General features: G+C 61.1%; 12 protein-coding genes. 8 read left to right on the forward strand and 4 right to left on the reverse strand.

Annotated elements, in window-relative coordinates:
- Positions 1-4: 4 nt before the first annotated feature.
- Entirely contained in the window at positions 5-1,183 is a 1,179-nt protein-coding gene (locus A6070_RS09995; RefSeq protein ID WP_072285619.1) for a TraB/GumN family protein, read from the forward strand.
- On the opposite strand, the gene A6070_RS10000 is transcribed toward A6070_RS09995, so the two are convergent.
- Both A6070_RS10000 and A6070_RS10005 read right to left on the reverse strand, forming a co-directional pair.
- Positions 1,176-2,831 (reverse strand): L,D-transpeptidase family protein, encoded by a 1,656-nt coding sequence (locus A6070_RS10000; protein WP_145926333.1) that lies wholly within the window; start codon positions 2,829-2,831, stop codon positions 1,176-1,178. The two genes, A6070_RS09995 and A6070_RS10000, sit on opposite strands and share 8 nt — an antisense overlap.
- 279 nt (positions 2,832-3,110) lie before the next feature.
- Entirely contained in the window at positions 3,111-4,475 is a 1,365-nt protein-coding gene (locus tag A6070_RS10005) for an NAD-dependent succinate-semialdehyde dehydrogenase (RefSeq protein WP_072285621.1), read from the reverse strand.
- Positions 4,476-4,633: 158 nt separating this feature from the next.
- On the opposite strand from A6070_RS10005, the gene A6070_RS15415 reads away from it, so the two are divergent.
- The 4 genes from A6070_RS15415 (at position 4,634) to A6070_RS10020 (ending at position 7,468) form a co-directional block, all read left to right on the forward strand.
- Positions 4,634-4,939: a hypothetical protein gene (locus A6070_RS15415; RefSeq protein ID WP_145928205.1), complete on the forward strand. Its 306-nt coding sequence runs from the start codon at positions 4,634-4,636 to the stop codon at positions 4,937-4,939.
- Positions 4,873-5,436 carry a rhomboid family intramembrane serine protease gene (locus A6070_RS10010; RefSeq protein ID WP_145928206.1) on the forward strand — a complete coding sequence of 188 codons (564 nt, stop codon included), beginning with the start codon at positions 4,873-4,875 and terminating at the stop codon, positions 5,434-5,436. Before A6070_RS15415 ends, A6070_RS10010 begins: the two co-directional genes overlap by 67 nt.
- A gap of 14 nt (positions 5,437-5,450) precedes the next feature.
- Positions 5,451-5,936 carry a Cys-tRNA(Pro) deacylase gene (gene ybaK / locus A6070_RS10015; protein ID WP_072285623.1) on the forward strand — a complete coding sequence of 162 codons (486 nt, stop codon included), beginning with the start codon at positions 5,451-5,453 and terminating at the stop codon, positions 5,934-5,936.
- 80 nt (positions 5,937-6,016) lie between these two features.
- The gene (locus A6070_RS10020) at positions 6,017-7,468 is read left to right on the forward strand and encodes a nicotinate phosphoribosyltransferase (protein ID WP_072285624.1); all 1,452 of its coding nucleotides are present in this window, start codon (positions 6,017-6,019) and stop codon (positions 7,466-7,468) included.
- 36 nt (positions 7,469-7,504) lie between these two features.
- On the opposite strand, the gene A6070_RS10025 is transcribed toward A6070_RS10020, so the two are convergent.
- Positions 7,505-8,698 (reverse strand): 4Fe-4S binding protein, encoded by a 1,194-nt coding sequence (locus A6070_RS10025; protein ID WP_158513966.1) that lies wholly within the window; start codon positions 8,696-8,698, stop codon positions 7,505-7,507.
- Positions 8,699-8,903: 205 nt separating this feature from the next.
- On the opposite strand from A6070_RS10025, the gene A6070_RS10030 reads away from it, so the two are divergent.
- Positions 8,904-9,416 (forward strand): peptidylprolyl isomerase, encoded by a 513-nt coding sequence (locus A6070_RS10030; protein ID WP_072285626.1) that lies wholly within the window; start codon positions 8,904-8,906, stop codon positions 9,414-9,416.
- A gap of 53 nt (positions 9,417-9,469) precedes the next feature.
- Here A6070_RS10030 and A6070_RS10035 read toward each other — a convergent pair whose 3' ends face one another.
- Positions 9,470-10,687, reverse strand: a complete 1,218-nt coding sequence (locus A6070_RS10035) for a class I SAM-dependent rRNA methyltransferase (RefSeq protein WP_072285627.1) — start codon at positions 10,685-10,687, stop codon at positions 9,470-9,472.
- Positions 10,688-10,803: 116 nt separating this feature from the next.
- Here A6070_RS10035 and A6070_RS10040 point away from each other — a divergent pair, with 116 nt between their 5' ends.
- The gene (locus A6070_RS10040) at positions 10,804-11,457 is read left to right on the forward strand and encodes a hypothetical protein (protein WP_072285628.1); all 654 of its coding nucleotides are present in this window, start codon (positions 10,804-10,806) and stop codon (positions 11,455-11,457) included.
- Between the two features lie 167 nt (positions 11,458-11,624).
- The gene (locus A6070_RS10045) at positions 11,625-12,446 is read left to right on the forward strand and encodes a class I SAM-dependent methyltransferase (RefSeq protein ID WP_072285629.1); all 822 of its coding nucleotides are present in this window, start codon (positions 11,625-11,627) and stop codon (positions 12,444-12,446) included.
- Positions 12,447-12,456: the final 10 nt, after the last annotated feature.

Consider the following 12,456-nt stretch of genomic DNA (forward strand, 5'->3'; position numbering starts at 1 on the left):
GCCAATGAACACCGAATCCAGCGATACCGACATATTGCGCATCGATGTGGCCGACAAGCAGATCGTTCTGATCGGCACGGCCCATATTTCAAGGGATTCTGTTGCGACAGTCCGCCAGGTGATCGCCACCGAGCAACCGGACACGGTCTGCGTTGAACTCGATGAACAGCGCTACCAGGCGCTCAAGGATCCTCATCGCTGGCGCTCCCTCAATTTGATGCAGGTTCTGCGCCGCGGCCAGGGTGCCTATTTGCTGGCCAACCTGGCCCTTTCATCATTCCAGAAACGCATGGGGCTCGGCACCGGCGTAAAGCCCGGGGAAGAACTCGCCGCGGCCGCCGAGGAAGCGGAAACCCGCCATATGCAGTTGTGCCTGATCGACCGCAATATCCGCACCACCCTGCTGCGGGCCTGGCGTCGCACCGGCTTCTGCAAAAAGCTCAGGCTGTTTTCCGCGCTTTTGACAGGCATGTTCGAAAATCCGCAACTGGATGAAGAACAGCTTGCCCGACTGCGGCAGGAGGACACCTTGTCCGCGCTGTTGCAGGAAATGGGCGACAGCCTGCCCGATCTCAAGGCGGTGCTGGTGGACGAGCGGGACCGCTTCATGGCGCATCACATTGCCAACGCGCCGGGCGACAGAATCGTGGCCGTGGTCGGCGCCGCGCATCTGCCCGGCATCCGTAAAAACCTCACCTGCTCCCTGACGGAACGGGAACTGGCGGCCCTGGAAGAAATTCCGCCCAAATCTTCCGTATCCCGGCTGCTGCCCTGGCTGATTCCGGCGTTGGTGGCGGTCCTGTTCGCCGCGGGCTTTTTCATGGGTGATCGGGCTCTTGTCGCGGACGCGGCGGTGGCCTGGCTGCTGGCCCACGGCATCCTCTCCGCGCTGGGAGCGGTTGTCGCCCTGGGGCACCCCCTTTCCATTGCGGCCGCATTTGTCGCGGCCCCCTTTACCTCCCTGAACCCGGCTATCGGCGCGGGATTCGTCAGCGGCATGGTTCAGGCCTGGCTGGCCGCCCCCACGGTGCAGGATCTTGAAAGCGTCGGCGACGACATCGCCACGCTGCGCGGCTGGTGGGGAAACCGCCTCACCCGCGTGCTGCTGGTCTTCATGTTTTCCAACCTCGGGTCAACGGCCGGCACCTTGCTGGCGTTTGGCTGGCTCAAAAACCTCATCTGACCATCGGGCGGACCCCGTCCTGTTCGCTGTTGAGCGCATCGTTCTTTGGACCTGGCGCGTTGCCGTCATTTTCCGACGGCACGGAACGCTGCCGTAGCGCGCCAAGCAGCTCCGAGTCCTTTTCATAGATATCGTTGCGGAACTGCAGGCGGCCCCGGGTATCGACCCAGGCGGTGCGATACAGGATGTGCACCGGCAGCGGACGCTCCAGGTATACTGTGTAGGGCCTGGACCGGGCCATTTCCCGTGCGACTCGCTCCTTGCTCCAGCCCTGCTGCCCTTCCAGCAGAAAAACAGCCAGGTCCAGAGGCCTGGCAATACGAATGCAGCCGGAGCTGAAGGTACGTTGCTGCTCTTCGAAAAGATGCCGGGAAGGCGTATCGTGCAGATACACATGGTAGGCATTGGGGAACATGAATTTTACCCTGCCCAACGGATTCCAGGGGCCCGGCTTCTGCCGCAGCAATCCGGGGAAGGTTTCCGCCGTCACCTGTTTCCAGTTTATCCCCCGCGGATCGATAGTGCGGTCGGGATCCTTGCCCCAGGCCACGATTTCGTAGTGATGGGCCTTCAGATAATTCGGGTTGGCCTTGATCAGCGGCAGCTTGTCCTGCTGGAGGATGGTTGGTGGCACCGTCCAGTAAGGAGCAAACACCAGATAGGTCATCAGGGCTGAAAATACCGGCGTGCGACGAAACGAGGTGCCCACGACAACCGGCATGCGCATGACTTCAATACCGCTATCGAATACCGACAGGTGAAAATCGGTAATGTCGACCTGCAGATAGCGAGCTCCGACGTCACGGTCGGGCCAGCGCTCCCTTTCCAGATTGACGGTGATCTGTTCGATACGCCGGACAACAGGTACATTGATCTGCGCCAGTGTCTGTTGGCCGAGCACACCGTCCGGGCGCAACCCGTGCCGCGCCTGAAACCGCTTCAGGGCTTCCGCCGTGACGCGATCCATGACCTGACCGGAAGACAACGCAGCGGCATCCAGATCTCCGACAAGAGCCAGAACCCTCCGCAGCGCCGGCAACCGGGAATCCCTCTGCCCCAAAGCCACGGGCGGACCGTCATCCAGCACCGGCCAGCCGCCGGCCAGGTCCAGACGACGATAGTGCTCCAGATAGACCAGCAGGCGCCGGTAACCGGCACGCTCGGACGCCAGGGCGTCCAGAACAGCCCCCACCTGCTGTCTTCGCAGCACCTGGTTCAGCACCGAAACCGCATCGGCAACGGCGACCTTTGCCCCTTCCATCCCCGCCCCTGCCGCGTCGTCGCCGCTGGGGAACAATTGGGAAACATACTTCAAAAAGGAGTCGGTCAGCAGCAGGTCGATAAGTGCCAGGCCCGCCGGCTCGCAGTCAACCTCATAGGCGCGTGAGACGTGTGCGGCTTCCAGTGATGCGGCCAATACCCCGACATGATAATCCCGGGGATCCAAGCCCTCGGCCGCAACCCCCTGGATGCGATCAAGCCACTGCCAGGCCACCACGGAAACGCGGCCCTGCGCATCGGTCCAGGCCGGATTGAAATCGCGGCGCCGGTAAAAATCCGGCAGATGCCGATGCAGGGGGATGCGTAGCCCCTCCACGTCGAGAAACGCATCAGCCACCGCACCGGCCGCTGCGGTCTCCCCGATCATCTGCTGAAGGTGCCGCCGGACGGTGTCTTCCGGCTGCCTGTTATCGGCCCGACTCCAAACAGAACACAGTACGAAAACCAGCCCCAAAAAGCCGATTCCAATCCACCTTTTCCGAAGCGCCAAACGCAATACCGGTCAACCTTTCCCCTGTGGCAAAGCGGCCATCGCGGCTTATCCGCACGATTTCCAATGGCCTGCCTTACCGCATCGAGCTGTCAGCCATTATGGCAAAAGCTTGCTGTGATTATCAAGTTTACAATATTTTCGTTGCCGACGTGTTCAGGCGATCCAGACGGTCTGAACATTGACGAATTCCTGAATGCCGAAGCGGGCCAGTTCCCGCCCGTATCCCGAAGCCTTGACGCCGCCGAACGGCAGTCGCGGATCACTTTTGACCATGCCGTTGACGAATACCGCTCCGGCCTCGACGCGCGCCGCCAGCGCTTCGGCCTTCCGCGCATCGCGATTCCAAACCGAGCAGCCCAGGCCGAAGGGGGTATCGTTGGCCACCGTCAGCGCCTGCTGTTCATCGGCCACCCGGATCACGGACGCCACCGGACCGAACAGCTCTTCATCGTAAGCGGGCATACCCGGTGCGACTTCGGCCAGAATGGTCGGAGGGTAGAAAAACCCTGGCCCTTCCAGAGGCTGCCCGCCGAGCAAAAGGCGGGCGCCGGCAGCGATGGATGTCAGTACCTGCTGATGCAGTTCATCGCGCAGATCGCCGCGGGCCTGCGGACCGACCTGGGTGGCATCGTCCAGCGGATCGCCGATCACCAGCCGTGCCATGGCATCCCCGAAATGTTCGAGAAATGCATCATAAACCTCATCGAACACGATAAACCGCTTGGCCGCGATGCAGCTCTGCCCCGAATTCAGGCAGCGGGACCGGGCCCCGGCCATGGCAGCCTGTTGGAGATCGGCGCCGGGCATAACAATAAAAGGGTCGCTTCCCCCCAGCTCCAGAACCGTTTTTTTGAGCATCTGCCCGGCTTTGGCGGCCACCTTACGCCCGGCCCGCTCGCTGCCGGTCAGGGTCACGGCGCGGACATGGGGATGCTCGATGACGCTGTCGACGCCGCTGGAACCGACCAGCAAGGTCCGGAAAACATCCGCAGGGAAGCCTGTTTCGGTAAACAGTTCCTCAATCGTCATGGCACAGCGCGGCACGTTGGACGAATGTTTCAGGATAGCCGCGTTGCCGGCCATCAGGGCCGGAGCCGCGAACCGGAACACCTGCCAGAAGGGGAAATTCCAGGGCATCACGGCCAGCACCACCCCCAGCGGACGATAAGCCACGCAGGACCGGGATGCATCGCTGGCAACAGGTTGTTCGGCCAGCATGGCAGAGGCCTGTTGCGCATAGTATTCACAGACCCACGCACATTTTTCGACTTCCCCCCGGGCTTCGGCAACCGGCTTGCCCATTTCCCGGCTCATCAGCCTCGCCAGGTCCGCGGAACGGTCCCGCAAATGCCGCGCCATCCGCAGAAATCTTGCACTGCGTTGGTCGAAAGAAGCATATCTCCAGTCCAGCCATGCCCGATGAACCCGCTCGATGATGTCCATAACCTTCGTGGCATCGTATTCCTCAAATGTTTCGATCTGCTCACCGCTGGCAGGATTTATGGATACCATGCTCATCAATACGTCTCCTTGTCCTTTTACGGGGATCGTTGTTACGGCGGGATGATTTGTCCGTGGATAGCCATTGGTCCCTGATGCAAAAAAATGTCAGTTATTGAACCGCGAATGCTTTTCTGCCATAGTATCGACAGCCGACCCAGAAAGGAACCCTGTCTTTGAATACCATGGATAATCTTGTCCTGCCCTTTGCGCGCCTCCACTGGCACTGGCGCCTGCAGCGCTGGAAACGCGTCCTGTCCGGTTATGTCTCCGACCCGCGGCTGCCCTACAGCCCGGTGTGCGTCTCCCGGCTGATCATCGGCGTCAACCTGCTCTGGTTCGCCTGGATGATACTGCGGGCGCTGCTGGCCGGTCTCGGCCTGGGGACCATCCTGCATCCCCCACGGGGCTGCTCATGTACTTCGGCGCCCAGCGCTGGAACCCGGAAGTGCTGCTGTTCCACCAATGGTGGCGCTGCCTGACCTACGCCTACACCCACGGCGGGCTCATACATCTTGCCTTCAACATGGTGGTACTCTACCAGGTCGGGCCTCTGGTCGAAGATCAGATCGGCCCGGCCCGGTTCTTCGTGCTGTACACCTTCACCGCCCTGACCGCCACCCTGCTGGGCCTGGCATGGCATCCGCTGGTGCCGGTGGTGGGCGCCTCCGGTTCGCTGTTCGGACTGATCGGCTTTGCTGCGGCCTATTTCCACCGACTGGGTCCCCGCGGCCACGGCGTACGCAATTTCATGTTTCAGTGGGCCGCCATTGCCTTCATTTTCGGGCTGATCATGGGCGCGGACAATGCCGGACATCTCGGCGGCGCACTTGGCGGCGCGGCGTTCGGACTGATTCTGCCGCTGACCGGACGCGGCCGCAACGCCCTCACCGGCCTGTTTTCCGGGCTGGCCATGCTGGCCGCCGCCGTTACGCTGGCCAGTCTGCTGCTGCAGATCGCCTTTCCCTTCCCCCATTGACCCGGACTTCCGCCATGGCCAGGCAAAAGCACCCCGTCACCCCCGCGATCCGCGTGCTGCGGCAACACGACATCACCTTCACCGGCCACCTGTACACCTATGAGGACCATGGCGGCACAGCCGTCTGCGCCCGGGAACTGGGGGTGGATGAGCATGCCGTGATCAAAACCCTGATATTCGAAACCGAAACCGGAGAACCGCTCATCGTGCTGATGCACGGCGATCGCGAGGTTTCCACCAGGGGACTGGCGCGCCTGCTGGGGGCAAAACAGGTCATCCCCTGCGCGCCGCAGACCGCCGACCGGCACTCGGGTTACCAGGTGGGCGGCACCTCTCCCTTCGGCACCCGCAAGACCATGCCGGTTTACATGGAGCGAACCATCGCGGATCTGCCCGTCATCTACATCAACGGCGGCAAGCGCGGCTTTCTGGTAGCCATGGCACCGCAGGATCTGATCCGGGTGCTGCACCCGGCCATGGTCGAGGTAGCCCAGCCCTGAGCCGACACTAGCATAATTGAAACAGTTGCTATAATTGATAGCGACATCACGTACGTCACACCGGCAGCGAGGGAGGAGTCATGGACGCTTACCGCTATTCCGCATTGCTGACCGATCTGTACGAACTGACCATGCTGGCCGGCTACTTCGAAAAAGGCATGCACCGGCAGACGGCGGTATTCGACCTGTTTTTCCGCCGCAACCCGTACCAGGGCGGATACGCCGTCTTCGCCGGTCTGCAGCCGGCCCTCGAATACCTGTCTCAGCTGCATTTCACCGCACAGGATGTGGCCTACCTCCAAAACCTCGGCATGTTCAAACCGGCATTCCTCGATTTTCTGCGGGAGTTCCGGTTCCGCGGCAAGGTCATCGCCCCGCCGGAAGGCACCATCGTATTCGCCAACGAACCGCTGCTGACAGTTGAAGGCGAGCTGGCTGAAGCACAGCTGGTGGAAACCGCCCTGCTCAACATCATCAATTTTCAGACCCTGGTAGCCACCAAGGCCGCCCGTATCGTCAGCGTGGCCGCCCCCGGCGTGGTGGTTGAGTTCGGTCTGCGCCGCGCGCACGGCCCCGACGGTGGCCTCAGCGAAGCCCGTGCCGCCTATATCGGAGGCGCCCGCAGCACCAGCAACACCTGGGCGGGGCAGGTCTTCGGCATTCCGGTCAAAGGCACCCACGCGCACAGCTGGGTGATGGCCTTCCCCGATGAGCTGGGCGCCTTTCGGGCTTATGCCGACTGTTTTCCCGAACAGTGCATCCTGCTGGTGGATACCTACGACACCCTGGCCAGCGGTGTGCCCAACGCCATCATCGTCGCCCGCGAACTGCGCGCCAGAGGACATGAGGTCAAGGGCATCCGGCTGGACTCCGGAGATCTGGCCTATCTGAGCAAACAGGCGCGGCGCATGCTCGATGAAGCCGGGTTCCCCGATATAAAAATCGTCGCCTCCAGCGATCTGGATGAAACCGTCATCCAGTCGATCCGGGGCGAAGGCGGCCGTGTCGACATCTATGGGGTGGGAACACAGCTGGCAACCTGTGGCGGGGAAGGCGGCGGCGCCCTCGGCGGCGTCTACAAGCTGGTGCGTTTCGATCACCAGCCGAAACTGAAAGTGACCAGCGATATCGCCAAAGCCACCCTTCCGGACCGCAAAAAACTCTGGCGAGCCGTGTTGCCCGATGGCGGGTACGTTCTCGACATCATTTGCCTGGAAGATGAGCAGCCCCGGCCCGGCGCAACCGTCTTCGACCCCCTCAACCCGTCCCGCAGCAAGAAAATCCCCACCGAGGTCAATTTCGAGGAAGTACGCCAGGTGGTGATGCGTGCGGGACGCATCCTGTCTCCCGCTCCCGGCCTGGAGGTCATGGCCGACCGCTGTGCCGTGCAGATGCTCAGGCTTCCCAAAGGCACGACCCGCCTGACCAATCCCCATGTCTACAAAGTCGCCATGAGCGCTGCGCTGCATCGCCTGCGCAGCGAGCTGATGCGGAAGGCGCAGGAAAACCAGCCGGGTTATCGGAAGGGATAGCCCTGTCGACAGCCGGCCGAGGCGCATTTTTGTGACTCACTCCCCGGAGGGTTCGCTCTTTTGCCGCCAGCGCGGACCGTAATCAATGGCATCGACCGGACACACCCGCAGACAGCGCGCACAGGAGTAACACTCCGCCGGCCAGCTTTTCCCGGACAGGCGATCCCCCGCCGCTTCCACCGGGCAGGCCCGATCGCAGGCACCGCAGCCGATACAGCGGTCATGATCGATGCGGATGCCGGTCAGACTGGCTTTTTCAAAAAACCAGGCATACCAGCCGAAAGGACACACCAACTGGCAGAAGGGACGATAGACAGCCGGCGCCAGCAGCAAAACCGCCACCACCACCGCGCCGATGGACAACAAGTCGAACTCGAAACCGAACAGATTGAAGGGATTGATGCCGTGGTATAGTACCCATTTGCGACCGAACAGACCGAAAGTAAACACCAGAAAACCGCCGAAAAGCAGGGTTCTCAGCAGCATTGTCCACCTGAAGGGCAAACGCAGCCTGTTGCGGCGACGTACCAACGGCAGATCGTAGAGAAGTTCCTGCAACGCACCCAGGGGACAGCCCCATCCGCATATCAGCTTGTTTCCAACAATGGACAGCAGGGTAAAAAACATCAGGACGCCGAAATATTTCCAGGCCCCTTCGTAAAACCCTGCCAGAGCCTTGAAATACTTCACCAGAGCTTCCATGGGATTCGGTGACTTGCCACTGGCGAAACCGAAAAACAGCACCACCAGAAGCAGGGTTGCACGGCCTGCCAGGGGTGCATAGCGCTTCGTCACCGGCAGGAGCCTGCCGTCCTCGAACCTCCCGCCGCGCAACAGCCACCAAAGCATGCCGCCGAGCAGCACCGGCCACAACAGGTAGCAATAAGCATCTCTCACCACCTGCCGTTCCTGATGCCCTTGCGTCCCGTTTTGTCCGGCAGCACCATAACCGCGGCCCGCGCCGCCGCCCAGGCCCCTGCCCGCACCGCGATGCATGGCGCGCCGCGGTTCTGTTTCGCCGATGGCAACGGACTTCAGCGCCGTCTCAAGATCCCGGGTGCCAATCCCCAGCTCCTTTAAGGTCCTGTGTTTATCCACCTGTCGGGAAAGTCCCAGCGCTTCGGCCAGATCGCCCGCGCGGACATGATAGTGGCATGCCGCACCCGCAAGCGTCACCTGCGGGGTGTCATCCGCTGCGGTCAAGGCATGAACGACCGCGGGCATCGGCATGGATACAAACCACAGTAAACTTGCCAGCAATACCGTTTTGATTACACCATGCATTTCATCGCCCTTTCATCAGCGCCAGGATGCAACAGCTTTGCTGCACAGGGAACCGCCGCCATCTTGAAAAATATCCACGGGAGTGTTATACAACCAGCCTCCCGCGCACTTTGTGCCGGAAAACGCAAAAATCATTACAGGAGAATGCCTTATGACGCCCATCAAAACCATGGCCCGCATCGAGACCAGCATGGGAAACCTAACCATCGAACTCGACATGGAAAAAGCGCCCATCACCACGGCGAATTTTCTCGATTATGTCAACAGCGGGTTTTATGAAAACACGATTTTCCACCGCGTCATTCCCGGCTTTATGATCCAGGGCGGGGGACTGACCGCCGACATGGAAAACAAGGCGACGCGGGACCCGATCAAAAATGAAGCGGACAACGGTCTTGCCAACAAACGCGGCACCATCGCCATGGCCCGCACCCAGATCGTCGACAGCGCTACCTGCCAGTTTTTCATCAATGTCGTGGACAACGATTTTCTCAATCACCAGGCGCCGACACCGTCAGCCTTCGGTTATGCCGTCTTTGGCCGGGTCCTGGAAGGGATGGAAACCGTCGACGCCATTGCCGGGGTAGCCACCGGCAGCCGTAACGGCCACCGCGACGTACCCGTTGAGCCGGTGATGATCGAACGCATCACCATTCTCGAATAAACCGCGGAACCGCCCGGATTCATGGAATCCGGGCAAGCCACGGGCTGCATACATCAGAAGTGAGTCCCTGGCGAACAGCCTTTGACGCTGACCAGATATTTCAGGTAGCGCCCCTCGGGAAACGTCACCGGGTAGGGATAATCGCCGGCCTGACCGAAGTTGCCGATCACTTTCAGGCTGCCACCCGCCGCCAGGGCGCCACGTCGCAGTTCCTTGAGATAATCGGCGAGGTCGACCTTCTGGTGGTTGGAAGACGTGATCAGCAATCCGCCATCCTCCAGCAACGGCATAGCCTCGGCAACCAGCTCCGCGGTGCCGCCGCTGGTGGTGAAGCGGCTCTTGCCGACGGTGGAAAAACTCGGCGGGTCCATGATGATCAGGTCGAACCCACGACCGCCGCGGCGCAGTTCCTGCAGCACCTGACGGCAGTCTCCGGCCAGAAATTCATGTCGTTTCGGGTTGAGGCGGTTGGCCGCGAAGTTATCCCGCGCCCAGTCCAGGTAAGCGACGGAGGCATCGACGCTGGTGACCTTGACGGCGCCGGCGGCAGCCGCGGCCACCGAAAAGGCGCCGGTGTAGGCGAACAGGTTCAGCACCCTGGCACCTGCCGCCCGTTTCATCAGATCCCGCCGATTTTCCCGCTGGTCCCCGAAAAGGCCGGTGTTGAGTCCCTCTTCCATATCCACCAGCAGATTGAGGCCGTTCTCCCGCACCGTCAGCCGGCCGGCTACGGCCCGACCGCACAACAGGCGGCTCATTTTTTTCGACCGGTCGGCCAGACTGCGGGTCTGCTGAGGGCGGAATTTTTCATAAATGCCGGCCGGCTCCAGCAGTTTCTGCAATACCGTTACCAGCATCGGCAAATGCGGACGCCAGGCACGGCTGAACAGCTGAATCATCAGGTAATCGCCATAACAGTCCACGGTAAGGCCAGGCAGAAAATCCCCTTCACCGTTGATCAGGCGCCAGGCGCTGGTATCGCCCAGGTCGAGATGGCGGCGCCGCAGATCGAGGGCCTGCCGGACCCGGCCCTGGATCCAGTCGGGAGTCAGGTCCATGGGAGAAAAATCCAGCACCCGCGCCACCACCCGGTCGTCGGGATCGAGCAGGGCAGTGGCCAGCTGCCGTCCCGTCTCGTCGGCAAGCTGGATGATTTGACCGGCGGGGGCCTTGGGCCATTGCTGGGTATAACGATCGGCAATCACCCAGGGATGGCCGAGCTGCAGCATCTGCGCCGTCTGGGGGCCAACGATGAAAGCGGATTTTTGCATGCGATCAGATCCTTTGACATAAGCCGGGTTTCCGGCTGGAAACGCCACTCAAAAAGCTTTATTCTAACCGCCATTGCCTTCTCAAGCCAGAAGGTTTTGCGATAGAGGTAGAATCGATGAACGAAACACCCAAAACCGCCGCAGAGTCGCATATCGAAACCCTTATGGAACATCTCGAACCCGGCTCCGATCGCTACCGGGTGCTCGATGTGGCCCGCCGCTTCAAATCGTCCTGGGTCGAACTTGGAGAAGAGCTTCTCAAGGTCAGCCAGGCGTCCCTGTACCGGAGTTGGGGCTATGATTCCTTTGAGGAATACTGTCAGAAGGAAATCCGTATCCGCAAACCAACAGCGCAGAAGCTGACCCAGGCATATCGCTTCATAAGCCGCGAAGAGCCCCACCTGCTGGCCGAGGGCTCCCCCCTGCAATCGGTACCTGACTACCGCAGCATCGATCTGCTGCGGCAGGCGCGCGAGGAGCAGTCTTTTTCCGAGGAAGACTACGCAACCTTGCGACAGACTGTCATCGAACAGGAACGCAGTCATCCGACGGCTGTCAAATGCTTCAAGAGCCTCGCCCCGCAGCCCCATTCCGACCGGATGCAACAGCAACGCCTGTTCAGGCAGGCCCTGTCGGCGGCACGCCGGCTGAACGCGGCGCTGGAGGAGATGGATGACATGCCGCCGGAACACCTGGATGTGCTGCGCGATATCGTTGCATGGCTCGATGCGGCGGCGCTCACGATGGAAGAGAACGGAGAGGAAAACTGATCCGGCGCTCATCCGGGAAAACACCCCGGGATGCACATTCCGCTACTTCCCAAAGCCTTGCCATTCATGCTATCCTCCCTGATCCATGTGGGCAGGCCTGTGGATGGCTTTCAACCGGGACAAGCTCCTGCAAGGGTGCTATAATCGATTCATTCCAGGAGAAATGAATGTCCAAGAATTTCAAGGATAAAGTCAGGGAGCAGTTCAGCCGCACGGCGGAAAGCTATGTGCAGAGTCCCGGATTCGCCCACGGTGAGGATCTGGAAGAGGCCGCGCGCCTGCTCAAGCCCACGCAGGATGACATTCTGCTCGACGTGGCCTGCGGCGGCGGCCACACGGCCCTGTTCTTTGCCCCCATGGTGCGCAGCGTCGTGGCCTCCGATCTGGCGATGCAGATGCTGAAGCGCGCGCAGGAATTCATCAGCGAAGACGGCGGCGTGGAAAATGTCACCTTCCGGGAAGCCGACGCCGAGGACCTGCCGTTTCCGGCCGGGGCGTTTACCTTGCTGACCTGCCGCATCGCCCCTCACCACTTCCCGGACGTGCCGCGCGCGCTGGCCGAATTCCACCGGGTACTGCGCCGCGGCGGCCGCATGGCCATCATCGATACGCTGCTGCCGGATGACCCGGAAATCGCCGAATTCATGCATGCCTACGAGCAGATGCGGGACCCCACCCATGTGCGCTCCTACTCCAGACAGGAATGGACGCAGATGGTGGAAGCCGCCGATTTTATCCTGCACGACATCAAGGTCCTGCCCAAGACCCACGATTTTCAGGAATGGGCGCGGCGCACCGGCCTCAACCGCGACCGGGTGCAGAAACTCAATAAGCTGTTTATCGAAGCATCCGCCAAAATCCAGGATTTTTTCCAGGTGGAAACCTTCGCCGGCGAGGTGGAGAGCTTTACCGACCAGAAAATCCTGATCCATGCCAGCCGCCCCGCCAAAAAACCCCACGTGCAGGCAACCAAACAGCAGGAAGCATAAAACCAGGGCC

The sequence above is a fragment of the Syntrophotalea acetylenica genome (assembly GCF_001888165.1).
GTDB classification, from domain to species: domain Bacteria; phylum Desulfobacterota; class Desulfuromonadia; order Desulfuromonadales; family Syntrophotaleaceae; genus Syntrophotalea; species Syntrophotalea acetylenica.